The sequence below is a fragment of the Mesorhizobium sp. WSM4312 genome (assembly GCF_002294875.1).
Lineage (GTDB): Bacteria > Pseudomonadota > Alphaproteobacteria > Rhizobiales > Rhizobiaceae > Mesorhizobium.
The window spans coordinates 678,841-705,816 of the sequence record NZ_NSFU01000001.1; the positions used below are offsets into that span (position 1 = coordinate 678,841).

A 26,976-nucleotide genomic window follows, 5' to 3' on the forward strand; every position below is an offset into this window, starting at 1 on the left:
GCCGCATCGTCCTTAGCGGATGCTTCGCCGTCAACTCATTTTGGGCGGCTCGCCGCCATAAGCCCAGTCGAGCAGTTTGATGGTGTGCACCACCGGCATCCTGGCGGCCGACGCGATCTGGGTGATGCAGCCGATATTGCCGGTGGCGACAATCGAGGCGCCTGTCGCCTCGATGTTTTTCACCTTGCGGTCGCGCAGTTTTGCCGAAATCTCGGGCTGCAGGATGTTGTAGGTGCCGGCCGAGCCGCAGCACAGATGACCCTCGCGCGGCTCGCGCACGATGAAGCCGGCCTTGGCCAGCAACTCCTTCGGCTGGCGGATGATCTTCTGGCCGTGCTGCATCGAACAGGCGGAGTGATAGGCGACGACCGTGCCCGGTTTGCGCACGGACTCGGGCAAGTCGAAAGCGGCCAGATATTCAGTGATGTCCTTGGCCAGCGCCGAGACGCGCGCGGCCTTGCCGGCATAGGCCGGATCGAGCCGCAGCATGAAGCCATAATCCTTGATCGTCGTGCCGCAACCGGACGCGGTGATGATGATGGCGTCGAGCCCGCCCTGGTCCATGGCGCGCGTCCAGGCATCGACATTCTGTCTTGCCGAGGCAAGCGCGGCCTCTTCGCGCCCCATATGATGGACCAATGCGCCGCAGCAGCCTTCGCCCGGCGGCACCACGACCTCGACGCCGAGGCGCGTCAGCAGCGAAATCGTCGTGTCGTTGATGGCGGGATCGAGTACCGACTGCGCGCAGCCGGTAAGAATGGCGACGCGACCCTTTTTGGCCCCCTGCCCGGCATGGACGCCCGGCGAGTCCATCGGCGAGGCTGCCGGGATTGAGGCCGGCGCGAGCTTGAGCATGGCGGCGAGCGGCTTTAGCGCCGGGATCTTCTCGAACAGGCCGATGAAGGGCTTGCCGAGTTTCGCCAGCTTGAGCGCGGCGCGAAAACGCTGGGGATAGGGCAGCACGAAGGCCAGCATGGCGCGAGTCAGGCGGTCGAGCAGCGGCCTGCTATAGGTCTCCTGGATGTGGGCGCGAGCGTGATCGACCAGGTGCATGTAGTTGACGCCCGAGGGGCACGTGGTCATGCAGGCAAGGCACGACAGGCAGCGGTCGATATGGGTGACGATCTCCTTGTCGGCCGGACGGCCGTTCTCCAGCATGTCCTTGATCAGGTAGATGCGCCCGCGCGGCGAATCAAGCTCGTTGCCGAGCGTCACATAAGTCGGGCAAGTGGCGGTGCAGAAGCCGCAATGCACGCATTTGCGCAGGATCTTTTCCGATTCCGCGACATGCGGGTCGGCGAGCTGATCGGATGAGAAATTCGTCTGCATCGCTGATGTCCTAGGCCATGCGGCCGGGATTGAGGATGTTCTTCGGGTCGAATTCCTGCTTCAGCCGCTGGCTGAGCGCTGCCAGCGCCGGCGGCTGCGGCTCGAACACCGGCAGCGCGGCGCGATGGGCGGGGACGGCGCGCACCAGCGTCGCATGGCCGCCGCCATGTTTTCGCAACAGCCCGCGCAGCAGAGCGGCTTCCGGATCGCCCTCCTCCATACGCAACCACACCAGCCCGCCCTGCCAGTCATAGAAGGCGCTGACGGCCGCCTGCATGCGCAAGGTCAGCACCATCTGGTGGCCCTGGGAAGGTGTCATCGACACGCGCCAGACCGGTTTTTCGCTGCTGTCGGCGAAAGGCCTGATATCGCGCACGTCGCGCCAGATCAGCCGCGAAGCCTCGCCGGCAATCTCCTCCAGCGGTCCGGCCTTGCCGAGCAGCATCTTCAGCGCGGCGATGCGATAGGCGACGGACGGGCCAAAACCTTCGACGCGCAGCAGCGTGGCAGCGTCGCTGCCGAGCGCGCCGCCGGCTACGCGCGCGGCGATCCGCTCCGGCAGATGGGCGGCACTCGACACTTCCGCGCTGGAGCCGAGTGCCAGCGCCATGGCGCTCGCCGCGGCGTCGTCAAGCAGGCCACGGACCGCGAGCGTCACCTCGGTCTCGGCGGCAGGAAGCACCTTGAACGTGACGTCGGTGAAAACGGCCAGCGTGCCCCAGCTGTTGGCCATCAGCTTCGACATGTCATAGCCGGTGACATTCTTGACCACGCGTCCGCCGGACTTGAAAGCTTCGCCCCGGCCGGACACGACGTTGATGCCGAGGATATGATCGCGCGCCCCGCCCGCCTTTAGCCTGCGCGGACCGGAGAGGTTGGCGGCAAGCACGCCGCCGATCGTGCCCTTGCCCGGTTCGCCGGCGAGCAGCGGGCCGTAGTCCATCGGCTCGAAGGCGAGCTGCTGGCCGTTGTCCGCCAGCAGCTTTTCGATCTCGGCCAAAGGCGTGCCGGCCTTGGCCGACAGCACCAGTTCGGCGGGTTCATAAAGGGTGACGCCGGTGAGTTTCGACAGGTCGAGCGTGTGCTCGGTCTGCAACGGACGGCCGATGCCGCGCTTGGAGCCATGGCCGATAATTTCGAGCGGCGTCCCTTCCGCCACCGCCCAGGCAATGGTGGACAGGACTTCGCCTGACGTTTTCGGGGTGAAAGTCGTCAAAGCCTGTGCTCCCTGAGCTTCTCGAGCACGGCTTCGCCCCTTGGCGACAGCCGGTAACCGATCTCGAGGCTCTCGGTGAGCCCGAGTTCCTTGAGCTTGCGGACATCCTGCTTGAATTTCGGCGTCTCGACGCCGGCCTTGGCCGCCAGGTCCGCCGCCCGCACTTCCGGATGGGCGCCGATTGCCCGCAGGATCGACGGGAAATAGCCAGGCGCCGCATTGTCCCAGCGGGCAAAGCGCAGGGTCAGGAAGTGCCAATCCGCATCTGACAGCGAGGCCTCGCCGCGCAAGGCAACCCGCTCGTCGGGCTCAAGACCGGTGAGTTCGATGCGATAGACCGGGGTGCCGTCATCAGGCCCAAGCATCTCCCGCAGGGCCGCGAGTGTCGGAAAGCCAGCCGCGCTGGCGTCCTTTTCCGTCAGTGCGGACATCTCCACGACCGTGATATCGCCGATCAGCACGACACCCGACGCCGTTCTCACCCGCCCGCCAGCCCTGACCGTCGGCCGCCGCCAGCGACGAAAGGCGAGCGTCGCTTCGCCCGACGCAATGGCCGCAAGGGTCTGGTCCCGGAACAGCATCCTCTCAAAACCTCGGAATATCCGGAAACGCCACTTGCCCGCGATGCACATGCATCCTTCCCAGCTCCGCACACCGGCGCAGTTGCGGGAACACCTTTCCCGGGTTGAGCAGGTGATTGGGGTCGAAGGCGCATTTGACGCGCATCTGCTGGTCGAGATCGACCTGGTTGAACATTTCCGGCATCAGGTCGCGCTTCTCGACCCCGACCCCATGTTCCCCCGTCAGCACGCCCCCGACCTTGACGCAGAGGCGCAAGATGTCGGCGCCAAAACTTTCGGCCTTGTCGAGTTCGCCGGGAACATTGGCATCGTAGAGGATCAGCGGATGCAGATTGCCGTCGCCGGCGTGAAAGACATTGGCGACGCCGAGACCGTATTTTTCCGACAGCTCGCGCATGCCGGCGAGCACACGCGGCAGTTCCTTGCGGGGGATTGTGCCGTCCATGCAGTAATAGTCGGGTGAGATGCGACCGACCGCCGGGAAGGCCGCCTTGCGGCCGGCCCAGAAGCTCAGCCGCTCCTGCTCGGATTGCGAGATGCGGCAGGTGGTCGAGCCGTTGCTTATGGCGATCGCCTCGACAGCGGTGATGAGGTGATCGACCTCGACGCCCGGCCCGTCGAGCTCGACGATCAGCAACGCCTCGACATCGAGGGGATAGCCAGCGTGGACGAAATCCTCCGCCGCGTGGATCGCCGGCCGGTCCATCATTTCCATGCCGCCGGGAATGATGCCGGCGCCGATAATGTCGGCGACGCACTGGCCGCCCTGCTCGCTGGTCGGAAAGCCGATCAGCAGCGCGCGCGCCGTCTCCGGCTTCTTCAATATGCGGACCGTGACTTCGGTGACGACGCCGAGCAGGCCTTCGGAACCGGTCATCACGCCAAGCAGATCGTAGCATTCGGCATCGAGATGGCTGCCGCCGAGCCGCACCACCTCGCCATTCATCAGCACCATCTCGATGCCGAGCACATTGTTGGCGGTGAGGCCGTATTTCAGGCAGTGCACGCCGCCTGAATTCTCCGCGACATTGCCGCCGATCGAGCAGGCGATCTGGGAGGATGGATCGGGGGCGTAGTAAAAGCCCTCCTGCTCGACGGCGGTGGTGATGCCGAGATTGGTGACGCCCGGCTGGGCGACGACGATGCGATTTGGAAAATCGATCGCAAGGATGCGGTTGAAGCGGCTCATCGCCAGAAGCACCGCGTCTTCCAGCGGCAGCGCGCCACCCGACAGCGAGGTGCCGGAACCGCGCGGCACGACGCGGATGTTGCGGTCGTTGCAGTATTTCAGCAGGCGGGAGACCTGCGCCACCGTCTCGGGCAGAACGACGACCAGCGGCAATTGCCGATAGGCGGTCAGGCCATCGCTCTCGAAGGCGCGCATGGCATTGGCCGCGTCGACCACACCCTCGCCCGGCACGATGATGCGCATGTCGGCGACGATCTCGTCGCGCCGGCGCATCGTGGCGTCGTCAGGTTTCGGCATGGCCAGGCCGGACATCAGCAGCCTCATTTTGCTTGACTGGTCAAAATCTTTTACCAGTGAAGCGCGCTGGTTGCAAATGCCGTGGTGGCGGAGCCCACGTTCACGAGACGAGAGAACCTTCCGCAGCGGCAATCTGCCGCTGTCTTACCCTCCCTCTTGTGGGGAGGGTCGTGAACGAAGTGAGCGGGGTGGGGGCAGCGCGGCGCTTATGAAGACCCCCACCCCGGCTCACGATCTTTGCTTCGCTACGATCATGAGCCGACCCTCCCCACAAGTTGGAGGGTAGGGCTGCCGCTATTCGCCGGGGTGCTTGGCCGGCTCGGAATGCATGCGGCGCACGCGACGCACGCCCCACCAGACCAGCAGGATGGCGACCGGCACCGAGGCAGCGGTGACGACTTCCGGCGCGAAAGCATGGCCGAAGATCGAGGCGCCCTTGGCGACATAACCGATGAGGCCGACCACGTAATAGGAGACGGCGGCCACCGAGAGTCCTTCGACGGTCTGCTGCAGGCGCAGCTGCAGCCGCGCGCGGTTGTTCATCGAGGCGAGCAAATCGCGGTTCTGCTTCTCGACCTCGACATCGACCCAGGTGCGCAGCAGCGTCGTGGCGCGGGTCAATTTGCGCGACAAATTGGCCTGCCGCTCCTCGACCGACCGGCAGGTGCGCATGGCAGGTGCGACCCGGCGCTGCAGGAACCCGCCCCAGGTGTCGTAGCCTGGCACGGCCTCTTCCTCGAGCGCTTCCAGCCGCTCGACGACGATGCCGTCATAGGCGCGGCTGGCGCCGAAGCGGTAGAGGCTGGAGGCAGCGTCGGCCTCCAGTTCGGCGGCAAGTTCGGTCAGGTCGGCGAGCAAAGTCTGGCTGTCACGGGTCTCGGCAACCTTCATTTCCAGCGTGGTCTGGGCGAGCCTGTCCTCGATGCGGCGGGCGCGGCCGGACAAGGTCAGCGCCAGCGGCAGGCCGAGCATGGCGAGCGTCCGGTAGGTTTCGATGTCGATCAGCCGCTGCGACAGCGCCCCGGTGCGCGCCGGCGTCAGGCCGCGGTCAAGCACCAATATGCGGGTCATGCCGTCGCCATCCTGGCGGAAATCCGTGACGATGGCCGCATTGCCGCGCTCGACCAGCGAGTAGCACAGGCTGGTCGGATCGAAAGCGGCGATCAGCCGCTCGCTCGCCTGCGTCCATTTGCGGATCTCGAGCCGGATACCCGAAATGACGGTGCCCGGCGGCGAAAAGCCGTTACCGAAGGGTGTGTCCTCCTGCGCCCTGCCGCTTTCGGAAAGCGGACCTTCCCACAGATAGGTCGAGAACTCCGTATGCCGTTCCCAGCGCAGCGAGCCCTTGCCCCATTTCATGGCGTGATGGCGGGCCTGACGGTCGGGCGCGGCGATGCCAAGACGCCGCGACAGTTCGGAAAGCACGGCATGGTCGACGCCGGAGCCACCCTCGGTCATGAAGGCGAGTTGCATCAGGACGCGCGGCTTTTCGATGAGCGGATGCGGCCTGGCATGGACCTCTCCCAGCGCGCCGGGCCGGCCCTCATGCGCGGGGAAACCCATGACGCTGCCCTTGGCGCGCGGCTGGAATTCGAGATTGGACGGGTCGTCTGACACGGCTTGTCCCCCGGGGTTCTCTAGACCCTCTTGCAGTCGCGTCCTCTAGAGCCAATAGGCTGACGACGCAAACAACAAGTTTAGCCGGAGATGATATTGCGCCGGACGGCGAAACCGACACGTTTCGACCAATTGGATAAATAATTTGACCAGTTGGCGACGCAGGCTTTATCCTGCGCGACACCGGTTCAATTCCCAGGCACAGCTGTTGAGCGATATTTTTTCCAGGATCGAGCATTCGCGCACCGCCGACGAGGTGGTGCAGCAGATCGAAAGCCTCATCCTCGAAGGCGTGCTGCGCACCGGCGACCGGCTGCCGGGCGAGCGCGAACTGGCACGCCAGTTCGACGTATCGCGGCCGATCCTGCGCGACGCGCTGAAGGCGCTGGAAGGGCGCAGGCTGCTGACGACCAAGGCAGGCGGCGGCACGCATGTCGCCGACATCATCGGCCAGCTGTTCACAAAGCCGGTGGCCGACCTGATCTCGATGCATCGCAAGGCGGTGACCGATTATCTGGAATACCGCCGCGAGATCGAAGGCATAGCCGCCGAATACGCGGCGCGGCGCGCCACCCCGGAAGACCTGGCGCTGCTCGACCGCATCATGGCGCGCATGGACGAGGCGCATCGCACCGGCGATTTCGACGACGAGGCCGAGATCGACGTCGAGTTCCACCAAGCGATCTGCGAATGCGCGCACAACATCCTGCTTCTGCACACGCTGCGCTCCTGCTACCGGCTTTTGTCGGAAGGCGTCTTCCAGAACCGGCTGCTGGTCTTCACCGTGCCTGGCGCGCGCGAGGCGCTGCTGGCGCAGCACAAGGCAATCCACGCCGCGGTCAAGGCCGGCGATCCCAACGCTGCCCGGCGCGCGGCGATGGACCACATGACCTATGTCGAGCGGTCGATGGCAGAAGCCGAGCGCAGCGGCGACTGGCAACGCGTGTCACGGCTGCGGCTGCGGCAGCGTTCGGAAGCCAGCGATACCGAACCGGCGCGCAGACGCTCCTAGTGAATAAAATCAAGCGGGGACCATCATGAGCGACATTCTCACCATCGCGGACCTCAAGGATCTCGCCCGCCGGCGCGTGCCCAAGATGTTCTTCGACTACGCCGATTCCGGTGCCTGGACCGAGAGCACCTATCGGGCCAACGAGGAAGACTTCCAGAAGATCAAGTTCCGCCAGCGCGTGATGGTCGACATGAGCAACCGCTCGCTGGAATCGACCATGATCGGCCAGAAAGTGTCGATGCCGGTGGCGCTGGCGCCCACCGGCCTGACCGGCATGCAGCACGCCGATGGCGAGATGCTGGCGGCGCAGGCGGCCGAGGAATTCGGCGTGCCTTTCACCCTGTCGACGATGAGCATCTGCTCGATCGAGGATGTCGCCTCGGCGACGACGAAACCGTTCTGGTTCCAGCTCTATGTGCTGCGCGACAAGGATTTCGTGCTCGATTTGATCGACCGCGCCAAGGCGGCGAAATGCTCGGCACTGGTGCTGACGCTCGACCTGCAGATCCTCGGCCAACGCCACAAGGACGTGCGCAACGGGCTTTCGGCGCCGCCCAAGATGACACTGGCCAACATCATCGACCTGGCCAGCAAGCCGCGCTGGTGCCTGGGTATCGCCGGCACCAAGCGCCGCACGTTCCGCAACATCGTCGGCCATGCCAAGGGTGTCGGCGACGTCTCTTCGCTGTCGTCCTGGACAAACGAGCAGTTCGACCCGCAGCTGTCGTGGAAGGATGTCGCCTGGATCAAGGAACGCTGGGGCGGCAAGCTGATCCTCAAAGGTCTCCTCGACAAGGAGGACGCGCTGATGGCGGCCAAGACCGGCGCCGACGCGATCGTGGTCTCCAACCATGGCGGGCGCCAGCTCGACGGCGCATCGTCCTCGATCATGGCGCTGGAAGAAATCGCGGACGCGGTCGGCGACAGAATAGAAGTGCATATGGACGGCGGCATCCGCTCCGGCCAGGATGTGCTGAAAGCGCTCTGTCTCGGCGCCAAGGGCACCTATATCGGCCGCCCATTCCTTTACGGCCTGGGCGCGCTCGGCAAGGAAGGGGTTACCAAAGCGTTGGAAATCATCCGCAAGGAGATGGACATCACGCTGGCTCTGTGCGGAAAACGTCTGGTCACCGACATAGGCAAGGACCAGCTCCGGCGCTAGGGTCGGGTGACAGCCTGACCACGGAGACCACGACGCGTTGGCGGAACCCGGCATCCATTTTCTCGACGCCCATGGGCCGGAGGGTGTGCGACTTTACGCGATCGGCGACGTGCATGGCCGGCTCGACCTGCTGGCAGCCATGCACCAGCGCATCGAGAGCGAGCTGGAGTGGAAACCGGTTCGCGACTGGCGGGTGATCCATCTCGGCGACTATGTCGACCGCGGACCGGATTCCAAGGGCGTCATCGATTTCCTGATCGCGGCGCGGGAACGCGATCCGCGCCATCTGATGCTGGCGGGCAACCACGACATCGGCTTTCTCGATTTCCTCAGGACCCCCGACCCGGAAGGGCTTTTCATGCGCTATGGCGGCGTCCAGACGGCGTTGTCCTATGGTGTATCGCTCACCAACGACGCCAGTTGGTTCGGCAAGATGGAGACAATGAGACGCGGACATCAGGCCCTGCTCGAGTCCATGCCGCCGGGCCATGTCGATTTCCTGCGCTCGCTGCCGTTTTCGTTAACGTTCGGCGACTTCTACTTCTGCCATGCCGGCATCCGGCCGGGCATACCCCTGGACAAGCAGAACCCGCAGGACCTGATCTGGATCCGCGACGTTTTCCACGATCACACCGGCCTGTTCCCAAAAATCGTGGTGCACGGCCACACACCCGTCCGCGAGGCCGAAGTGATGGCCAACCGCGTCAATGTCGACACGCTTGCCTGGCAATCAGGCATGCTGACCGCCCTCGTCGTCGACGGGGCGGACAAACGCATCCTGGAAATGGCTATAAAGGGAGCTTGAGCCCAGCTACGTCGCAGGGATGCGTCGCGAGAGGGCCGGCTTTTTTAGCGAAGCGAGGCGGTGACGCCGTAGCCGTCGACGGCGTTGTGGTTGTTGGCGGCATCGGCGGAATAGATGCCGAGACCGCACAGCACGATGGCGGACAACATGGCAAAGGACAGAAGCGCTGCTTTCACGGACGTCATCTCTTGTTGAGCTTGCTGCATCTGTGCACCAGGCGGTTACCAATGCGTTGAAACGGAGAATTCGCTTCAAAGTTTCGACGATTTCGCGCTTCTAAGCGCGTTCTGTATCGGAGGTGTGTCGCACGGGTCACACAAAAGGTTCATCCCGGTTGCACAGCCGATGCAGAGCGCGCGCCTTCTAGGATGGCGGTCGGACACAAGCCAAGGATGAAAGGGGTTTTCCCCAGCCGGTTTGACGGCTGCGTGCCAATTATGTCACGCGGAGCGCCAGGGGCAGGCTCTTAGATCGTGTAGATCGTGGCTACCCAGGCGCGGGCGATTGCCATGCCGGCGGCATCGGCGTCGGGTCCGTTAAGGGCCATTTCGCCATCGAGCTTGTCGGCCCAATCGGGATGCCGCGAAGCGATGGTCGACGCGAAGGAGGTGCTCCAGTCCTTCACCATCGGCCGGTCGGCCTCGAAATGGAATTGGAAACCATAGATGGCGCGGCCGACACGGAACGCCTGGTTTTCGGCGACTTCGTTGCCGGCCAGCCGCACGGCGTCTTGCGGCAGTTCGAACGTGTCGTCGTGCCACTGGAAGATCGGGAACTTTTCCGGCAGGGCGCCCAGCACCGGATCGGTCTTGGCGTCCGGCGTCAGCGACACGCCGCGCCAGCCGAACTCGTTGGCGCCGCCGATGCGGTTCTCGCCGCCGAAGGCGCGGGCGACCAATTGGCTGCCAAGGCATATGCCGAGCACGGCGCGGTCCTTGCCGGCGAAATCGCGGGTGAGTTCGAGCAGTGCGGGGAAATAGGGATACTCATCATCGGCCAGCGCATTCTGGCCGCCGCCGAGCACCACCATCGCATCGTGCCCGTTCGCATCTTCGGGAAGGGGATCACCCTTGTAAGGAAGGCGCACGTCGAGATCGGCGCCGGCTTCCGCAAGGGCGGCACCGACCTGGCCGAGGCCGGTATTGTCGTAGTTCTGGACCACCAGCACCCGCATCGCAAAACCCTGCTGACATGAAAAAGATGTCACGAGCGATATCATGCCGCCCGCATTGCAGCCAAGATCGTATTCTGGGAGACAACTATGCCACTGCAGAACCGGGTCGATCCGTTCGGCGCCATCCACGCCGTGCCCGAGCGCGGGCTGTTCACCGGCAATCGCGGCATCATCCACGATCCCGCGACCAAGACGCTGCTGAGGAAGCGCTGGGCGCTTCAGGCCTGGATCATCTGCGTATGCCAATTCCGCAATGTCCGGCGCGAGCCGATGGGCAAAAACCGTCCTGGTGGCAAGGCCGGCTGGACCGAGTTGTTCTTCCTCGACGAGGTGACGGCGCTGGCCGCCGGTCATCGGCCCTGCTTCTTTTGCCAGCGCGAACGGGCCAGGGATTTTGTCGGCCGCTTCGGCGAAGCCTTCGGCATTGCCGAGCCCCGCGCGCCACAGGTCGACAAAAGGCTGCACAAGGAGCGGCTGGCGTCGGGTGGCAAACGCCCTGCTGTGGCGATGCATGAGCTGTCCAGCCTGCCCGACGGCGCGGTGGTGGGCACCGGCGGCAACGCCTATGCCGTGCGTCACGGCAAGGCGTTGCGTTGGTCCTTCGCCGGATATGGCCCACCCGCCGGTCTTGGCCAGCTGGAAGACAAGGCGCTTGTGCTGCTGACCCCCGGGACAACGCTTGCCGTCCTGAGGCATGGCTTTCGTCCGGTGTGGCATCCGTCGGCCAAGGGTTGACGCCAGCCACCGGCTCGCTCATTCCTCGGCGATGCGCGCCAATTACAAGATGCAACGTCTGTTCGTGCCTGACGACCTCGGGCCGGATGCCGAGTTCGATGCCGACCAACAGCAGAGCCATTATCTCATGCATGTGCTGCGGCTTGGCGAAGGTGCCGAAATCCTGCTGTTCAATGGCCGCGACGGCGAATGGTCGGCAGCCATCGCGGCGAAGTCGAAGAAGGCAGTCAAACTCAAGGTCTTGGCGCTGCAACGGCCACAGCCACCCCTCCCCGATCTCATCTATTGTTTCGCGCCGCTGAAGCAGGGCCGGCTCGACTATCTCGTGCAGAAAGCGGTCGAGATGGGCGCCGGCGTCCTGCAGCCTGTCATCACGCAGCACACGCAAGTGGCCAAGCCGTCCATCGATCGGCTGCGGGCCAATGTCGTCGAGGCCGCCGAGCAATGCGGCATCCTGGCGGTTCCAGAAGTGCGAGAGGCGGAAAAATTCGAACGCCTGCTGACCGGCTGGGACAAGGAAAGGCGGCTGGTCTTCTGCGACGAGGACGCCTCGACCAACAATCCGCTGCCTGCCCTGCAGGCCGTAAAGGAGAAGAAGCTCGCGCTGCTGGTCGGACCGGAGGGCGGCTTTTCCGATGACGAGCGCAAGATGCTGCGCGCCCTGCCCTTCGTGACCGCCATTCCGCTCGGCCCGCGCATCCTGCGCGCCGATACGGCGGCCGTGGCCGCCCTTGCGGTGATGCAGGCAACCGTCGGAGACTGGTAGGACGCGATGTCTTGCAAGAGGCCGCCCGGTTCGTGGCCTTCAATTCCTCTTGACCTGTGGCTCAGGATTTTTCGCTTGATCGGCTACTGACATTTCGTCCATTTACCGCCGGCGGTCACCCGACCGTCTCTGAGGGCACAGCGATGGCGCGCGACACAACCGATTTCCGGCCGATCGAAGGCGTCGACGAACTCGTCGACCACCTGGCCGAGGGCAACAAGCCGCGCGACAAGTGGCGCATCGGCACCGAGCACGAGAAATTCCCCTTCTATGTCGACGGCAACGCGCCTGTGCCCTATGGCGGCGAGCGTGGCATCCGCGCCATCCTCGAAGGCATGCAGTCAAAGCTTGGCTGGGATCCGATCATCGACGACGGCCGCATCATCGGCCTGGTAGAACCGACCGGCCAGGGCGCGATCTCGCTCGAGCCCGGCGGCCAGTTCGAGCTTTCCGGTGCGCCGCTGGAGACCATCCACCAGACCTGCCGCGAGGGCAATGCGCATCTGGCGCAAGTGCGCGAGATCGCCGAGCCGATGGGCATCCGCTTTCTTGGCCTCGGCGGCAGCCCGAAATGGTCGCTGGCCGAGACGCCGAAAATGCCGAAGTCGCGCTATGAGATCATGACGCGTTACATGCCCAAGGTCGGCACCAAGGGCCTCGACATGATGTACCGCACCTGCACGATCCAGGTGAACCTCGACTTCGAGAGCGAAGCCGACATGCGCCGCAAGATGCAGGTGTCGCTGAAGCTGCAGCCGCTGTCGACGGCGCTGTTCGCCAACTCGCCCTTCACCGAAAGCCGGCCAAATGGCCTGCAAAGCTGGCGCGGCGACATCTGGCGCGACACCGACAACCAGCGCTCGGGCCTGCTCGAATTCTGCTTCTCGCCCGATTTCGGTTTCGCCGACTATGTCGAATGGGCGCTCGACGTGCCGATGTATTTCGTCATCCGCGACGGCCACTATCACGACATGACACACATCACCTTCCGCCAGTTCATGGCCGGGGCCGCGCGCAACGAAGTGCCGGACGGGCTGCCGACCATGGGCGACTGGGCGAACCATTTGTCGACGCTGTTTCCGGACGTGCGGCTGAAGCGTTTCCTCGAAATGCGCGGCGCCGATGGCGGCCCGTGGCGGCGCATCTGCGCGCTGCCGGCCTTCTGGGTCGGGCTGCTCTATGACGAGGCGGCACTCGATGCGGCCGAGGCGTTGACCTCGAGCTGGACGTACAAGGAAGTGCTGGCGATGCGCGACGCCGTGCCAGAATTCGGCATTGCTGCGCCCTTCCGCAACGCCACGCTGCGCGAGATCGCACGGGACGTGCTGGCCATTTCGCGCACCGGGCTGAAGAACCGCGGCAAGAAAAACCGCGACGGCTACGACGAAACCTCGTTCCTCAACACTTTGGACGAGGTGGTCGCGCGCGGCACGACCAGCGCCGAGGAGATGCTTTCGGCCTACCACACGCGCTGGGGTGGCTCGATCGAGCCGGTGTTCATGGAATACGCCTATTAAGCCAGCGGCAAAAGCCGCTTCAATCGACCGTTGAAACGAATTAGGCTCTCTTCCGAGGAATTCAGGAGGAGACGCCGATGCCCACCTTGTTCGACATGCTGGCGCAGGCCCAGAACGGCAACGGCATGCAGGCACTTGCCCAGCAATATGGGCTTTCGATGCAGCAGACACAGGCTGCGGTCGCCGCCCTGCTGCCGGCCTTTTCGCAGGGGCTGCAACGCAACACCGCCGATCCTTACGGGCTTGGCGCCTTCATGACGGCGATGGCAAGCGGCCAGCACGCCAAATATTTCGAGGACGCGACCCGCGCCTTCTCGCCGCAGGGCGTCGACGAAGGCAACGGCATTCTTGGACACCTGTTCGGCTCGAAGGACCTGTCGCGCGCCGTCGCCAGCCAGGCGGCGCAAGCGAGCGGCGTCAGCCAGCAGATCCTGCAGCAGATGCTGCCGGCGATCGCCTCGATGGTGATGGGTGGACTGTTCAAGCAGACGACAAACCAGATGCAGGCCGCCGGCGGTTTTGGCGGCGGCAGCAACCCTCTCGGCGAGATCATCGAGCAGATGATGCGGCAGGGCGGCATGCAGGCTCCGGCGCCACAACAACGCCAGGCACCGCAGCCCCAGAACCCGATGGACAACCCGCTCGGCAAGGTCTTGCAGGACATGTTCGGCGGGCAAAGCCAGCCGCAGCCGGCACCCAATCCCTATGGCGACAATCCGTTGGGGAAGGTGCTGCAGGATATGTTTGGTGGCGGCACGCCGCAGCCGCAGGGCCGGGCGCAGCCGCAGCAGACGCAAAGCCCCTACGGCGACAATCCGCTGGGAAAGATCTTCGAGGAGATGCTGCGGCAAGGTGGCGGGGGCGGATTTGGCGGCGGACAGCCGGCGCCGCAGCCGCAGGCACCGCAGCAGCGCCAGGCGCCGCCGCCGCAGACCAATCCGAGCGGCCGGCCACGAAACCCGTTCGACGATCTGTTCGGCAAGATGTTCGAGACCGGCGCCCAGCAGCGTGACGACTACCAGAAGGGCGTGGAAACGATCTTCGACCAGTTCAAGCGGGACATGGACCGGCGCTAGGCGCCAAACCAAGAGCCCTTTCCGAGCAAGCCAGAAAAGAAAAGCCCGGTCCTTGGGAGGACCGGGCAACGTGCAGGCAGGCCGGCGGGGAACCGGCAGGGAGTGGGGGAGCCTGCATAATCCTTGGTCGCGCTGAGCCCTGAAAAGGTTCAGCAGGACCGAAATCAGCCGATCAGGCCACCTTGCGGTCGATGTCCTCGATCGTTTCGACGCGATCACTGGCGATTTCGCGCAGGATCGCCGTCGGGTCACGACCGAACGGCACGTCGATGGCGACATGCAGGTCGGCGCGCGTCAGGCCGATATCGGCGAGTTCGGCGTCCGACATCTCGCCAAGGCGGTAGAAGGCGCGACGGTTTTTCCAGGCGCGGTAGATATTGAAGACGGTATTGGCCACGCGCGTCGCAACGGCCGGACGCGAGGTGATGCGCGAGGTCTCGGTGGCGAAATCGATCGTGGTCATGTCGGTCTCCTTCAGTCTCGAACACACAAAGCCAAGCAGTCGGCGCTGGCGACAGCGGCCGTTCCGGCTTCGATTCACATGCCTTCATGTGGATGTCAGCAATTTGCCATCGGCCGATTGATTAATCCAACGAATGTTTTTAATCTTTACCATCAACACCAGTGATGGATCACGCCAATGAAAGCGCCGCTCGATCTCGATCAGTTGCAAACCTTCATTTCGATCGCCGAGACCGGCAGCTTCACGCGGGCGGCAGAAGAGGTGCACCGGACCCAGTCGGCGGTGTCGATGCAGATGCGCCGGCTGGAGGAGCGGATCGGCAAGCCGCTGTTCGAGAAGGAGGGGCGCTCCAACAGGCTGACGGAGGAAGGCGACAAGCTTCTCTCCTATGCAAGACGGCTGCTCTACCTCAACCGCGAAACGCTCGCCGCCTTCGACGACCAGCGGCTCGAAGGCACGATCCGCATCGGCACGCCGGACGACTATGCCGACCGCTTCCTGCCCGAGATCATGGCGCGCTTCACCCGCTCCAACCCACGCGTCGAGCTGACGGTCATCTGCGAGCCGACACCGGGGCTGGTCGAGCATATCAAGCGCGGCAATCTCGACCTCGCGCTGGTGACGCACAATGACGTGCGCGGCCAGTCGGAAGTGGTGCGGCGCGAACCGCTGCTGTGGGTCACCTCGGCCAATCATGCGACGCATGAACAGGAGACGCTGCCGATGGCCTTTGGCCGGCCGAATTGCATCTGGCGGCGCGCCGCCGTCGATGTGCTGGACCAGCAGAACCGCGACTATCGCATCCTGTTCACCAGCTTCTCGGCGACCGTCATCACCGCCGCCGTTCTGTCGGGCCTGGCGATCTCGGTGCTGCCGGAATGCGCACTCAGGCCCGGCATGCGGGTGCTGGGCGAAGCCGACGGCTTCGGAACCCTGCCCGACTGCCGCATCGGCATCATGCGCGGCCAGACCTCGCGGCCGGAGATCGTCGATGCGCTCGCCCGCCACATCTCGGAGAGCCTGGACAACATCTCGGTGCCGCTCGTCGAAGAGGCCGGGACATTCGATTTCGCAGCACTTGCCTACGCCAAGATCAGGCGTACCAAGGCGAACCAGATCCTGCCGGGCTGGTAGGAAGGATCGTGGCGCCTTGACGCGGGGCGCCAACCAGCCCCCAATCAGCCGATGAGCGAAGCAGCATCCGAATCACGCACCAACGCCACTGAATACACGGTGAGCGAGATCTCCGGCGCGCTGAAGCGCACGGTCGAGGACGTCTTCGGCAATGTGCGGGTGCGCGGCGAAATCTCGGGCTATCGCGGCCCGCATTCCTCCGGCCATGCCTATTTCGCGCTGAAGGACGACCGTGCCCGGCTCGACGCCGTGGTGTGGAAAGGCACGATGAGCCGGCTGAAATTCCGCCCCGAGGAAGGGATGGAAGTGATCGCCACCGGCAAGCTCACCACCTATCCCGGCAAGTCCAACTACCAGATCGTCATCGACAATCTTGAGCCTGCCGGCGCGGGCGCGCTGATGGCGCTGCTGGAGGAGCGCAAGCGCCGGCTGCAGGCGGAGGGGCTTTTCGATGCCGGCCGCAAACGCCGGCTGCCCTTCATGCCGCGCGTCATCGGCGTCGTCACCTCGCCGACCGGCTCCGTCATCCGCGACATCATCCACCGCATCAAGGACCGCTTTCCGCTGCATGTCCTGGTCTGGCCGGTGCGCGTGCAGGGCGATACCGCGAGTGCGGAAGTGACCAATGCCGTCACCGGCTTCAACGCGCTGACCTGGGACGGTTCGATCCAGCGCCCCAATCTCTTGATCGTGGCGCGCGGCGGCGGCAGCCTCGAGGACCTCTGGGGCTTCAACGACGAGGCGCTGGCCCGCGCCGTTGCGGCCTCAGGCATTCCGGTGATTTCCGCTGTCGGCCACGAAACCGACTGGACATTGATCGACCTCGTCGCCGATGTGCGGGCGCCGACACCGACGGGCGCGGCCGAAATCGCCGTGCCGGTGAAGGCCGACCTCGAAGCGACGCTGGCCAGCCTTGGCGCGCGGCTCAAGGCGGCGGTGCTGCGCAATTTCGAACGCAAGCGGCAGGCCGCGCGCGCGGCGGCACGCGCACTGCCCTCGCCCGATCAATTGCTGGCGCTGCCGCGCCGGCGCCTCGACGAGGCGACATCAAGGCTCGGCCGCGGCCTGTCCGTCAGCGTCGATCGCAAGCGGGCGCGTCTCCAGGCCCAGAGGTTGACGCCGGCCACGCTGTCGCGACGCGTCAACGAGGCGCGCACGCTGACCGGGCGTGACCTCGCCCGCGCGCAGGCGGCGTTCTTTGCCATTGTGCGCGAACGTCGCGCGCGCTTCGCGCGCACCGCGACGCGGCTGTCGCCGGCGCCGATCGCGCGCCGGCAAAAACTGCAGGCCGACACGCTGGCGGCGCTCGCCAGGCGGCAGGATCGGGTCATCTCGCTGCGCCTTGAGCGCCTGCGCGGCCAGTTGAGCCAGGCCGAACGCCTCTTGACCACGCTTTCGCACAAGGCCGTGCTCGCGCGCGGCTTCGCGCTGGTGAAGGATGCCGACGGCGCCGTCATCAAGCAGGCGGCTGACGTGGCATCGGGGATGGCGCTTTCGCTGGAGTTCGCCGACGGGACGGCGGACGCGGTGGCAACCAGCGGCGCAGCGCGGCCAAAGCCGGCAGCCAGGCCGGCGGCCAAGGCGAAAGAACCCGGCAATCAGGGGTCGCTGTTCTGACCATGACCGACAATCCGCACCATCTGGCCACGCCGAGCGGCAAGCCGCGCGCACGCAGCTTCGGCATCGGTTTCGACGGAACGCCCGGGCCGTTCAACGCAATCACCGACGTGCCCGGTGTCGCGGTCGGCTATGCGACGCTGATTTCAGGCGACGGGCCGCTCGTCGTCGGCAAGGGGCCGGTGCGCACCGGTGTCACGGCGATCCTGCCCAGACCGCGCGCCGACCTGGCTACACCGGTCTTCGCCGGCATCTTCAGCCAGAACGGCAATGGTGAGCTGACCGGCTCGCACATCATCGAGGAAACCGGCGCTTTCAACTTCCCTATCACCATCACCAACACGCATTCCTGCGGTGTTTCGCGTGATGGCACGCTGCGCTGGATGCAACGCGTACTGCCTATCGCGGTCGACAGCGCCTGGGGCCTGCCGGTGGCGGCGGAGACCTATGACGGGTTTCTCAACGACATCAATGGCCACCATTTGACATCAGAGCACGTTGCCCAGGCACTCGATGGCGCAACCGGCGGCCCGGTCGAGGAAGGCAGCGTCGGCGGCGGCACCGGCATGATCACTTTCGGCTTCAAGGCCGGCTCGGGCACGGCGTCGCGCATCATAGGGTGGCAGGGAAATTCCTACACGGTCGGCGCCTTCGTGCAGTCGAATTTCGGCAAGCGGCGCAATTTCACCGTTCGTGGCCTGCGCGCCGGATCCGAACTCGCGGAGCCCGCGATCCGCGAAGGCACGCCGCGCGCCGAAAAGGGTTCGATCATCGCCGTTGTCGCCACCGATGCGCCGTTCCTGCCGCACCAGATGAAGCGGCTGGCACGCCGGGTGCCGCTGGGCGTCGCGATGACCGGCGGCTTTGGCTATCACAGTTCGGGCGACATCTTTCTCGCCTTCTCGACAGCCAATCCTGCCGCCGCACTTGCGCCGTCGGGCCGGATCGCCAAGGCCGATTTCATTCCCGATACAGACATCGATCCATTCTTCGATGCGGTGATCCAGACGGTGGAGGAATCGATCCTTAACGCCCTGGCCGCCAATGACGACATGACCGGGCGCGACGGCAATTTCGTGCCGGCGCTGCCGAAGGCGTGGGTCAAAGAGAAATTCGGGCTGAAAGAAACGTTCGGCTGAGACGACAACGCGGGCCGAAGGGCCCGCGCATTCAGATAACAGAGAGTTCCGGGTAAAATCTATTCCGCGGCCTTGCTGACCGCATGCTGGTCCTCGTCGGCCTCGGCGGCCTCCTCGAGCCGGGAGGCAATGAGTTCCTGGATGTCGCCGACTTCTTCCTGGATATCTTCCAGGGGAATACCGACTTCCGCAGCCTTGGCGGCACATTCCCTGGCCAAGGTCTCAGCCTGCTTGTCGATCCTGGCCTGGGACTGGCAATGGACCTTTTCGCCGATCCATCCCCGCAAGAACTCGATCGCGTGTTCACTCATACTACTGTTCCCTGGCGGCAAAGCCGTTGGTAATCATAAACGTCGGCATCCTGCAAAGGATGCATCCTCCCATTCCAGCCGAGTCGCGGCCAGCCGGCAAGTCAATGCCGTGCAGGGTCCACAGAGCCGAAGGAAATCGAGGATTCAAGCACATTTCTGATTCTGGAGGGTTGCTTCCGTGAGCTGGATCAATCCAGCTTCGCGCCACTGTTTCTATTTGCTTTTCCGGTTTTCCAGCCGATTTTTCGTCACAAATGATGGCGCAATGCGTAACACATTTTCACAGTCGCTCCGGAGGGCTGCGCTTGGCGCGCCGGTCGAAGCCGCCGCTATATAGTGATATCCCCATGCAATGTCGACTCCCGGAACGTCGCACCTCGCCAGCCCCATCAGAAGGTCTCAACCCAGGGCCTGAGCTCCATCTCCCAGGTCCAGGCGCTGCGCTGCTGGCGATGAATGGAGAGATAGGCCTCGGCGATCGCGTCCGGGGACAGCCGGCGATCCTGCGGCCCGGACTCCTGTCCGGACGCGGCTGAAGCAATGGCGCCATCGATGATGAAATGCGCGACGTGGACGTTCTTCGGCGCCAGTTCACGGGCCATGGACTGGGCCAGCCCGCGCAAGCCGAATTTTGGCATGGCAAAACCGGCGGAGCCGGCGAACCCCTTCACGCTGGCCGTCGCGCCGGTGAAAAGGATCGAGCCCGATCCTCGCGCGACAAGCCGGCGAGCCGCCTGCTGGCCAACCAGGAACCCGCCATAGGCGCCAACCAGCAAAGCCTGACGGACGGCCTCGGGATCGAGTTCGGCTATTGGTCCGCGGGCGCGTCCGCTGGCGTTGAAAATCACCAGCGAGAGCGGACCGGCCTTGTCGGCGACATCGAACAGGTGCTCCACCGACGCGGCATCGGAAACATCCGTTGCCACGGCCTGCGCGCCGGTCTCGGCCTGCAAGGCACCAAGCTTCTCAATGTTGCGGGCGGCCAGAACGACGCTGAACCCTTCCTTCGCGAGGAGGCGCGCCAGCGAGGCGCTCAAGCCGGAACCCGCACCGGCGATAATTGCGACATTGGATGTCATGAAACCTCTCCTTCTTTCCACGGGACCGCGGTCGATGGCTGGCGAATGAGCTGCGGTGAACTTGCCGGATCAGCGCGGCGACGGCAACGCGCAACGTGGCTAGAAAAAGGCCGGGCGCGAAACCGGCCCGGCCAAAAAGAAGGTCATAACCTTCAGAGGGGAACACCGCTCGGCGAAATGGGAGGAAAACACCGAACGGATTTTGCTCTTTTGAACCGATTCGCGGACAGATACGACGAATTGTTTTCCAAAGATCGGGCAGAATGGCGAAAATCCTGTCCTTTCTTACGGAGGAAGGTCAGCCAACCCGGCTTTCCCCTTCGAGCAGATCCGCATAATGGCGCCGAGCGACGTCGGGATGCGAGCGTAGCCGGCTTTTCAGCACATTGGTTCCGACATCGCGAAACAGCGGATTGTCCGGATCGCTGGCCGGCCCGCGTGCCTGTGCCGCCAGTTCCTCGGAAAGGCCAAGCAGCGGGATCGTCGCATCGAGCCTGGCACTGAAGAAGAACGGCACCGAAATGCGCTCGACGCCGGCGGGCGGCGTCACCACGCGATGCACGGTCGCGCGCAAATAGCCGTTGGAGGCCAGTTCGAGCAATTCGCCGATGTTGACGACGAGCGTGCCGGGGATGGGGTCCACATCCACCCAGCTGCTGTCATAATCGACCTGCAGCCCCTTATTGTCATCCTGGAGCAGCAGTGTCAGGAAGCCACCATCCTTGTGCGCGCCGACACCCTGGTCGCCATCGGTTGCATCACGGCCGGGGTAGCGCACGATCTTCATGCGATGGTTGGGCTCGCTGCTGTAGATCGGATCGAAGGCATCCTCGGGCTGATCGAGCGATTGCGCGAAGGCTTTCAGCAGCCGGATCGCCACGGCCGTCACCTTGCTCTGCCAGGCAAGCAGAGCCGGTTTGAGATCCGGCAGCGCCGCGGGCCACTGGTTCGGTCCCTGCAGCCGCGTCCAGGCGGGAATTCCCGGCCCTTGCGCGATTGCCTGGCGTTCGACGCCGATGTCGAGTTGCTCGCGCCAGTCCTCCCTGCCCTTGGTCAGTTCGCCGCCGGCTCGGGTGTAGCCGCGAAACTGCGAGGACTTGACCATCTCGATCGCCAGCTTGTCGGCCTTCGGCAAGGCAAAGAACTGGCGCGACGCGGTGAGCACCTCGCTGATCTCCGCCCAGGAGATGCCATGCCCGGCCAGATAGAAAAAGCCGATGTCGCGCGACGCGGAACGAAGATCCGCCAGAAATGTCCGGCGTTCCGACGCGCCTTGTTCAAGACGGCTCAGATCGAGCACAGGCACTATTCTGGGCATATCAAGCTCCTTTCCCAGTGCTTTCCGGATGTTGTTTGAAAATTCCGTCCGAAAAACCCAGCCGATTAAACATGCAGGCACTTTTTGCGCCACCCTAACCGCTATCATTGCGCGCTAGTCTTATCGACTTCGGATGGGCGGGAAAGGAACGATCGGCCCTTAGGCGCGGCCGTGACGAACAATTTTTCCATTCGCAGGGACAAGCGGATGATGAGCGCGGTCCGAAGGAATTCAGGCGAAGCGGGGCCGCTCCGCCTCGCTCGGCGGCTGCTTCGATAGCACCGTCCTTTCAGCCCGCAAGTACAAGGCAGAAGGGCGAAATCGTGCCTGTCATTCGGCGATTTGATTGGGCCACATCACGGCAACAGTCCGCCGTAATATCAAACACTATTGGCAACCACCTTTCAGCTACCCGTTCCTGTCGAATTGAGAGCTATTGTCTCGAGGGCGATTGTCCAGACCGGCGTTAATCGCTTTGGTCCCGTTCCCTGAGGGGCCGATCGCTCAAGAGGAGATCGCGAGATGCGGCTCGGGCCGGCCAACGTGCCCTATGTGGTCAGCCGCGACGCCGACTACGCCGTGCCTGTCGATGGCGACGATCGGGGCATCCCCGCCGTCCTCGTCGAGATCCGGCAGGATTTGCTGGCGAACCGGGCCGGCATCGAGGAGTGGGCGAACCGGCTGGCGGCGGCGCTGCCCGCACATGAGACGGAGACGGTTTCGTGAGGACCAGCGCCTGACGCGGTGGCAGCCGACGTGAACTGAGCCGCGGAGGAGCCAGACCCATGGCCATGCGAAAGCCCGCGCCTGTAGCGGAGGCGCGGGCTTTCGTCACTGCCATGCGGGCGGCTCAGGCGGCCCGCCGGCTTTGTTTCGGCCACAAATTCTGGTTCATGCGGAACAGGTTCAGCGGGTCATAGAGCTGCTTGATCTCCAGAAGCCGCTGGTAATTGCCGCCATAGGCCGCTTCCACCCGGTCGACCTCGTCCTCAGGCATGAAGTTCACATAGGCTGTGCCGGCGGCATAGGGCTTGGCCGCCTCGTAGAGGCCGCGCGCCCAGCCGATGCAGGCCCTGTCCATTGCCGGTTCGCGCCAGCGGGCATGAACATTCATGACGAAGTGCGAGCTGCGTTGCGGAAACGCCGTCGCGTTCTGCGCCACACGGCCCGCCGCACCGCCGACATGGCCGATGAATATCTCGCATTCCGGGCCAGGAAGCTCACGTATCGCTTCGGTGACGACCTCAACTGCCCTGTCGGAGAGTTCGGTGAAGTCATGGCTCTTCCAGTAGTTGCGGGCGCCGGGGACGAGCAATGGGTCGAATGCCTGCTGCCAGCCGGCGAACGGGTTGGCGCCGACGACATCGGCAATCGGCGAGCCGATGGCGCGAAGCTTCTTCGTCGCCTTTTCTCCCGCCTGGAGATCACCGCAATAGCACATGGCCAGCACCAGAACATCCTTGCCATGCCACTCGGCCGGCAGGAAGGGCAGCGGCGGCGCTTGGCGCATGACCACCCAGCAGGTCAGTTCGTCGGGCGCTGTTTCGAGCGCGTTGCGATACTCCTCCAGCACCTTCTCGGCATCGGCGAAGGGATGCACGACAAGCCCCGACAGAACCTGCGGACCCATCTGGTGGAGCTGAAACTCGAATGCCGTGACAATGCCGAAATTGCCGCCGCCGCCACGCAGTGCCCAGAACAGGTCCGGATTTTCCGTCTGGCTGGCGCGCAGCAACATGCCGTCGGCGGTGACCACATCGGCAGAGACAAGATTGTCGATTGTCAGGCCGAATTTGCGGGTGATCCAGCCAAAGCCACCGCCCAGGGTCAGGCCTGATATGCCGGTGGTCGAATTGATGCCGGTCGGCACCGCCAGCCCAAAGGCCTGCGTTTCGCGGTCGACATCGGCGAGCGTGGCGCCGGGTCCAACCCATGCCCGCCGTGCGGCGGGATCGACCCGCACCGACTTCATCGGCGACAGATCGATCATCAGGCCGCCATCGCAGACGGCGCTGCCGGCAATGTTGTGGCCGCCGCCGCGCACGGAGACGAGAAGCCTGTTTTCCCTGGCGAAATTCACGGCACGGATGACGTCGGAGGCGCCGACGCAACACACGATCACCCCGGGGCGCCGGTCGACCATGGCATTCCAGATGGTGCGGGCCTCGTCGTAGGCTGCGTCCCCCTGCTGAAGCAGTGTGCCGCGCAATTGTGCCGAAAGCGTTTCGATGGTTGCGGCGTCGATTGTCGTCTTGCCGCGATCAAGCGTGGTGAGGCTCATGGTGTTCATGGTTTCCTCCCGATTTGCTTATGAGCCGATCTCCTTCAAACGCCTTCAATTCTGCTCTTATGTTAGACATCGCGCAAGTTACGCCAGACGGTGAGCCGCCGCTTGGCGCGCATCAAGGGCGGTGACCAGTCGAAGGTCGCTTGGCCGACGCCGCGAAGCATTCTGGAGCAACTGAGGGGAACGATGCATGGCGGACAAAAAATCCTGGCAGACATGTCACACTGCAGATGCTGCCTCGTCATGCGGTCGGCACCAACAGAAGGAAGCCCACCATGACCGCAAAAATCGACCTCTTCGCCGCCGCCCCTTCGCTGATGAAGAACTGGCAGCGATCCTCGATTGAGCTCTCCGCCGCCGCCAGTCTCGAGCACGGCCTCACCGAACTGGTGAAGCTGCGTGCCTCGCAGATCAATGGCTGCGCCAACTGCATCAATCTTCACGCCACAGAAGCGCGCGAGAACGGGGAAACCGAGCAGCGCATCTACCTTTTGCCCGCCTGGCGTGAAGCGCCCTGCTACAGCGACCGCGAACGCGCCGCACTCGGCTGGACCGAGGCCTTGACCCGGCTCTCGGAAGGTACCAGCCATGCAAGCGCCTATGATGCGTTGAAGGCGCATTTCACGGAGGAGGAGCAGATCAAGCTTACCTTGACGATCAACATCATCAACGCCTGGAACCGCATCGCCGTCGGTTTCGGCCTGTATGCCGACCCGGCTGCCGTGAAGGCCGCCCGGGTGGCCGCGGTCTGATGACTAGCTCAGCGCCCGATGACGCCGCGGCGGGCTTCGGCCCGCTGCGTCCAAAGCTCATGCGTGTCGCCTACCGCATGCTGGGCTCGGTGTCGGACGCCGAGGATGCCGTGCAGGAGGCCTTCATCCGCTGGATGAAGGCCGACCGCAGTGCCGTCCGCGAACCCGAGGCATTCCTGCGCCGCACGGTGACGCGGCTGTGTCTCGACCAGCTCAAATCCGCGCGGCACAAACGCGAGACCTATGTCGGCCCCTGGCTTCCCGACCCCGTTGTGGAAGAGGACGAGGTGGAGGACGTAACCTTGCCGCTGATGCTGGTGCTGGAGCGCCTGTCTCCGCTCGAGCGTGCCGCCTTCCTGCTGCACGATGTGTTCGGGCTCGGGTTCGACGAGGTCGCGGCCGCCATCGAGCGCGACCCGGCGGCCTGCCGCCAGCTCGCGGCCCGGGCGCGTGGCCATGTCCGCGAGGCGCGGCCCCGTTTCACGGTGGAAAGGCAACGCGGCCTGGCGCTGGCCGAGGCCTTCTTCACGGCCTCGCGCAGCGGCGACATGAAGGCGCTTGGCGCCATGCTGGCGACCGATGTCATCGCCCATGCCGACGGTGGCGGCAAGCGCCCGGCGGCCACGCAGCCGGCCCTGGGCTTGGATGCCGTCATGAGACAGTATGAACAGGTCGCCGCCTGGTTGCGCACGCATGGCTCGAAGCTTGTCCGCGTCGGTTTCATCAACGGATTGCCGGGGTTCGTTACCCTGGAAGCCGATGGCGAACTCCAGACCACCGCACTCGACATCGAGGATGGGAAGATCGCGGCGATCTACGTCGTGCGCAATCCCGACAAGCTCAGGCACCTGCATTGAGGTGCCTGGCTGGTCAGGCCAGCCCGAACTGCTCGACGGCACGCATGATGCCACGCAACTCGGCGAGGCCTTTCAGCCGGCCGATCAGCGAGTAGCCGGGATTGATCTTCTTCTTGCCGATGTCGTGGGCGAGCAGGTGACCATGGTCCGGCCGCATCGGGATGCGCCAGTCGGCACGGCCCTCCTTGCGACGGCGTGCCTCCTCCTGCATCAGAGCCAGGATGACATGCGCCATGTCGGTGCCGCCCTCGAGATGCTCGGCTTCGTAGAACGAGCCGTCCTCCTCGATCGTGATGTTGCGCAGATGGACGAAATGGATGCGGTCGGCGAATTCCTTGACCATGGCGACGATGTCGTTGTCGGCGCGCGTGCCGTAGGAGCCGGTGCAGAAGGTCAGCCCATTGGCCGGGCTGTCGACGGCGCTGAGGATGAAGCGAGCATCCTGCGCGGTCGAAACGACGCGCGGCAGGCCATAGAGCGAAAAGGGCGGGTCGTCGGGATGGATGCACATGCGTACCCCTTCCTCTTCGGCGACCGGAATGATCTCGCGCAGGAACCAGGCGAGGTTGTCGCGCAGCTCCTTAGGCCCAATCCCATCATACTCCGTCAAAGCCTCGCGGAAACTGTCGCGGTCATACTTGCGCTCGGTTGCCGGCAGGCCGGCGATGAGGTTGCGCTCGATCTGATCGACCTGCTCTGGCGTCAACGCCTTCAGCCGCTTCTCGGCTTCGGCGATCCGCGCCGGCGTATAGCTGGCGACGCCGTTCTTGCGCTGCAGCACGAAAAGGTCATAGGCGGCAAAATCGATGGCGTCGAAACGCAAGGCATAGCCGGTAGTCGGCAGGCGATACATGAGGTCGGTGCGCGTCCAGTCCACCACCGGCATGAAATTGTAGCAGATCGTTTTGATGCCTGCCTTGGCGAGCGTGCGGATGCTGTCGCGATAGTAGCCGGCGTAGCGCTCGCGTTCCGGCGCGCCGATCTTGAAGGAATTGTGGACCGGGATGCTCTCGACCACCGACCATGTGAGGCCGGCGGCCTCGATGATCCGTTTGCGCTCGAGCACATCGGCTTCGGGCCAGGCCCTGCCATCGTAGATGTGGTGAAGCGCCGAAACCACTCCGGTGGCACCGGCCTGCCTGACATGATCGAGTGTCACCGGATCATCCGGACCATACCAGCGCCAGCACTGTTCCATTGCAACTGTCCTTTTTGCGAGAGACCGGCAACCTATTGTTTGACTACGATGAGTGTCAAACTCAGAACCGGGTTTTTGTTGCGCATGAAGGAGCTCCTGCGATGAACGATTTCGACGGCAAGGTGGCATTGGTGACGGGGACGACCGGCATCGCGCTCGCCACCGCAAGGCGGCTGGCGCAGGGCGGTGCGGCGATCGTCGCCTGCGGCATCGACAGAGCCGCCAATGCCGCCATGCAGGAAAGCCTTGCCAAGGCCGGAGCGGATGCGCTGGTGCAAACGGTCGACGTGTCCGTTACCGATCAGGTTCGCGACGCGGTAGTCGCCGGCGTCGTGAAATTCGGCG

27 protein-coding genes are annotated in these 26,976 nt (G+C 64.3%); 14 read left to right on the forward strand and 13 right to left on the reverse strand.

The annotated features are described in order from the left end of the window. Nucleotides 1-30: 30 nt before the first annotated feature. From glcF to CK228_RS03220, 5 genes are all read right to left on the reverse strand, one after another. Nucleotides 31-1,329, reverse strand: a complete 1,299-nt coding sequence (glcF, locus tag CK228_RS03200; RefSeq protein ID WP_095786847.1) for a glycolate oxidase subunit GlcF — start codon at nucleotides 1,327-1,329, stop codon at nucleotides 31-33. Nucleotides 1,330-1,339: 10 nt separating this feature from the next. Beyond that, nucleotides 1,340-2,545, reverse strand: coding sequence for a glycolate oxidase subunit GlcE (gene glcE / locus CK228_RS03205; RefSeq protein WP_095786848.1), 1,206 nt, complete (start codon nucleotides 2,543-2,545; stop codon nucleotides 1,340-1,342). Next, nucleotides 2,542-3,126 (reverse strand): hypothetical protein, encoded by a 585-nt coding sequence (locus CK228_RS03210; protein WP_095786849.1) that lies wholly within the window; start codon nucleotides 3,124-3,126, stop codon nucleotides 2,542-2,544. Before CK228_RS03210 ends, glcE begins: the two co-directional genes overlap by 4 nt. A gap of 4 nt (nucleotides 3,127-3,130) precedes the next feature. Beyond that, complete coding sequence (locus tag CK228_RS03215; RefSeq protein WP_095771467.1) at nucleotides 3,131-4,627, reverse strand: FAD-linked oxidase C-terminal domain-containing protein; 1,497 nt, start codon at nucleotides 4,625-4,627, stop codon at nucleotides 3,131-3,133. A 279-nt stretch (nucleotides 4,628-4,906) separates the two neighbouring features. Then, nucleotides 4,907-6,229 (reverse strand): DUF3422 family protein, encoded by a 1,323-nt coding sequence (locus tag CK228_RS03220; protein ID WP_095771345.1) that lies wholly within the window; start codon nucleotides 6,227-6,229, stop codon nucleotides 4,907-4,909. A 208-nt stretch (nucleotides 6,230-6,437) separates the two neighbouring features. Between CK228_RS03220 and CK228_RS03225 the strand changes: the two genes are divergently transcribed. The 3 genes from CK228_RS03225 to CK228_RS03235 are packed head-to-tail and all read left to right on the forward strand — an operon-like array spanning nucleotide 6,438 to nucleotide 9,208. Then, nucleotides 6,438-7,241, forward strand: coding sequence for an FCD domain-containing protein (locus CK228_RS03225; protein WP_095786850.1), 804 nt, complete (start codon nucleotides 6,438-6,440; stop codon nucleotides 7,239-7,241). 25 nt (nucleotides 7,242-7,266) lie between these two features. Continuing rightward, a complete protein-coding gene (locus CK228_RS03230; protein WP_095786851.1) occupies nucleotides 7,267-8,403 on the forward strand; it encodes an alpha-hydroxy acid oxidase in 1,137 nt (378 codons plus the stop codon). A gap of 37 nt (nucleotides 8,404-8,440) precedes the next feature. Further along, nucleotides 8,441-9,208, forward strand: a complete 768-nt coding sequence (locus CK228_RS03235) for a metallophosphoesterase (protein ID WP_095786852.1) — start codon at nucleotides 8,441-8,443, stop codon at nucleotides 9,206-9,208. A gap of 44 nt (nucleotides 9,209-9,252) precedes the next feature. Here CK228_RS03235 and CK228_RS36280 read toward each other — a convergent pair whose 3' ends face one another. Together CK228_RS36280 and CK228_RS03245 are read right to left on the reverse strand one after the other, a co-directional pair. Next, nucleotides 9,253-9,384, reverse strand: a complete 132-nt coding sequence (locus tag CK228_RS36280) for a hypothetical protein (protein WP_257784452.1) — start codon at nucleotides 9,382-9,384, stop codon at nucleotides 9,253-9,255. 290 nt (nucleotides 9,385-9,674) lie between these two features. Next, a complete protein-coding gene (locus CK228_RS03245) occupies nucleotides 9,675-10,382 on the reverse strand; it encodes a type 1 glutamine amidotransferase (protein ID WP_095786853.1) in 708 nt (235 codons plus the stop codon). Nucleotides 10,383-10,469: 87 nt separating this feature from the next. Between CK228_RS03245 and CK228_RS03250 the strand changes: the two genes are divergently transcribed. From CK228_RS03250 to CK228_RS03265, 4 genes are all read left to right on the forward strand, one after another. After that, nucleotides 10,470-11,117 carry a hypothetical protein gene (locus tag CK228_RS03250; RefSeq protein ID WP_095786854.1) on the forward strand — a complete coding sequence of 216 codons (648 nt, stop codon included), beginning with the start codon at nucleotides 10,470-10,472 and terminating at the stop codon, nucleotides 11,115-11,117. Between the two features lie 31 nt (nucleotides 11,118-11,148). Then, entirely contained in the window at nucleotides 11,149-11,883 is a 735-nt protein-coding gene (locus CK228_RS03255; RefSeq protein WP_095786855.1) for a 16S rRNA (uracil(1498)-N(3))-methyltransferase, read from the forward strand. Nucleotides 11,884-12,026: 143 nt separating this feature from the next. Next, a complete protein-coding gene (locus tag CK228_RS03260; RefSeq protein ID WP_095786856.1) occupies nucleotides 12,027-13,400 on the forward strand; it encodes a glutamate--cysteine ligase in 1,374 nt (457 codons plus the stop codon). Nucleotides 13,401-13,477: 77 nt separating this feature from the next. After that, entirely contained in the window at nucleotides 13,478-14,476 is a 999-nt protein-coding gene (locus CK228_RS03265; protein ID WP_095786857.1) for a DUF937 domain-containing protein, read from the forward strand. A 172-nt stretch (nucleotides 14,477-14,648) separates the two neighbouring features. Here the strand turns inward: CK228_RS03265 and CK228_RS03270 are convergent, their stop codons facing one another. After that, nucleotides 14,649-14,939, reverse strand: a complete 291-nt coding sequence (locus CK228_RS03270; RefSeq protein ID WP_095771354.1) for a DUF1127 domain-containing protein — start codon at nucleotides 14,937-14,939, stop codon at nucleotides 14,649-14,651. Nucleotides 14,940-15,116: 177 nt separating this feature from the next. Here CK228_RS03270 and CK228_RS03275 point away from each other — a divergent pair, with 177 nt between their 5' ends. Genes CK228_RS03275 through CK228_RS03285 form a run of 3 tightly spaced genes read left to right on the forward strand, consistent with a single transcriptional unit; the run spans nucleotide 15,117 to nucleotide 18,829 of the window. Next, nucleotides 15,117-16,073 carry a LysR substrate-binding domain-containing protein gene (locus tag CK228_RS03275; RefSeq protein ID WP_095786858.1) on the forward strand — a complete coding sequence of 319 codons (957 nt, stop codon included), beginning with the start codon at nucleotides 15,117-15,119 and terminating at the stop codon, nucleotides 16,071-16,073. A gap of 51 nt (nucleotides 16,074-16,124) precedes the next feature. Then, nucleotides 16,125-17,690: an exodeoxyribonuclease VII large subunit gene (xseA, locus tag CK228_RS03280; protein WP_095786859.1), complete on the forward strand. Its 1,566-nt coding sequence runs from the start codon at nucleotides 16,125-16,127 to the stop codon at nucleotides 17,688-17,690. Nucleotides 17,691-17,692: 2 nt separating this feature from the next. Beyond that, nucleotides 17,693-18,829, forward strand: a complete 1,137-nt coding sequence (locus CK228_RS03285) for a P1 family peptidase (RefSeq protein WP_095771357.1) — start codon at nucleotides 17,693-17,695, stop codon at nucleotides 18,827-18,829. 59 nt (nucleotides 18,830-18,888) lie between these two features. Here CK228_RS03285 and CK228_RS03290 read toward each other — a convergent pair whose 3' ends face one another. From CK228_RS03290 to CK228_RS03300, 3 genes are all read right to left on the reverse strand, one after another. Further along, the gene (locus CK228_RS03290; protein ID WP_095771358.1) at nucleotides 18,889-19,140 is read right to left on the reverse strand and encodes a DUF768 domain-containing protein; all 252 of its coding nucleotides are present in this window, start codon (nucleotides 19,138-19,140) and stop codon (nucleotides 18,889-18,891) included. 389 nt (nucleotides 19,141-19,529) lie between these two features. Beyond that, the gene (locus CK228_RS03295) at nucleotides 19,530-20,219 is read right to left on the reverse strand and encodes an SDR family NAD(P)-dependent oxidoreductase (protein ID WP_095786860.1); all 690 of its coding nucleotides are present in this window, start codon (nucleotides 20,217-20,219) and stop codon (nucleotides 19,530-19,532) included. 298 nt (nucleotides 20,220-20,517) lie between these two features. Next, complete coding sequence (locus CK228_RS03300) at nucleotides 20,518-21,537, reverse strand: isopenicillin N synthase family oxygenase (protein WP_095786861.1); 1,020 nt, start codon at nucleotides 21,535-21,537, stop codon at nucleotides 20,518-20,520. Between the two features lie 522 nt (nucleotides 21,538-22,059). Between CK228_RS03300 and CK228_RS03305 the strand changes: the two genes are divergently transcribed. Beyond that, complete coding sequence (locus CK228_RS03305) at nucleotides 22,060-22,263, forward strand: hypothetical protein (protein WP_245437955.1); 204 nt, start codon at nucleotides 22,060-22,062, stop codon at nucleotides 22,261-22,263. A 124-nt stretch (nucleotides 22,264-22,387) separates the two neighbouring features. On the opposite strand, the gene CK228_RS03310 is transcribed toward CK228_RS03305, so the two are convergent. Beyond that, entirely contained in the window at nucleotides 22,388-23,827 is a 1,440-nt protein-coding gene (locus tag CK228_RS03310) for an FAD-binding oxidoreductase (RefSeq protein ID WP_095786862.1), read from the reverse strand. 272 nt (nucleotides 23,828-24,099) lie between these two features. On the opposite strand from CK228_RS03310, the gene CK228_RS03315 reads away from it, so the two are divergent. Together CK228_RS03315 and CK228_RS03320 are read left to right on the forward strand one after the other, a co-directional pair. After that, nucleotides 24,100-24,576, forward strand: a complete 477-nt coding sequence (locus tag CK228_RS03315; protein WP_095786915.1) for a carboxymuconolactone decarboxylase family protein — start codon at nucleotides 24,100-24,102, stop codon at nucleotides 24,574-24,576. Next, on the forward strand, nucleotides 24,576-25,433 hold the full coding sequence (locus CK228_RS03320) for a sigma-70 family RNA polymerase sigma factor (protein WP_095786863.1): 858 nt from the start codon (nucleotides 24,576-24,578) through the stop codon (nucleotides 25,431-25,433). The genes CK228_RS03315 and CK228_RS03320 overlap by 1 nt, the downstream gene beginning before the upstream one ends. 13 nt (nucleotides 25,434-25,446) lie before the next feature. Here CK228_RS03320 and uxuA read toward each other — a convergent pair whose 3' ends face one another. Next, nucleotides 25,447-26,631: a mannonate dehydratase gene (gene uxuA, locus CK228_RS03325; RefSeq protein ID WP_095786864.1), complete on the reverse strand. Its 1,185-nt coding sequence runs from the start codon at nucleotides 26,629-26,631 to the stop codon at nucleotides 25,447-25,449. A 101-nt stretch (nucleotides 26,632-26,732) separates the two neighbouring features. On the opposite strand from uxuA, the gene CK228_RS03330 reads away from it, so the two are divergent. Then, nucleotides 26,733-26,976 (forward strand): SDR family NAD(P)-dependent oxidoreductase (locus CK228_RS03330; protein WP_143750567.1); only part of this gene is annotated, 244 nt, incomplete at its 3' end.